1 protein-coding gene is annotated in these 227 nt (G+C 53.3%); it reads right to left on the reverse strand.

All coding sequences use genetic code 11. From position 1 onward, the window contains the following. Positions 1-227 (reverse strand): hypothetical protein (locus MFF40_RS28675; protein WP_238263219.1); only part of this gene is annotated, 227 nt, incomplete at both ends.

Raw genomic sequence — 227 nt, forward strand, 5'->3', positions numbered from 1 at the left:
GGAATATCGCTGGCCTCCAGTACCTCCTGGATCACAATCCGCTCTTTCACCGCCGAGACATCCACTTTTGGCCCGACGATGACCGCATCAATGACCTTTTTACCAACATACTGCTCCATAATTGCCAGCTTGCTTTCCAGCTTCAAATTAGCCGCAGGTAAACTCAACTCACGCCCCAGATTGCCGATATAAACCATCGGCGCTGGCGTGCGGCGTAATGCCTGGGC

It is taken from the genome of Methylobacterium mesophilicum, assembly GCF_022179445.1.
In the GTDB taxonomy this organism is placed as follows: domain Bacteria; phylum Pseudomonadota; class Alphaproteobacteria; order Rhizobiales; family Beijerinckiaceae; genus Methylobacterium; species Methylobacterium mesophilicum.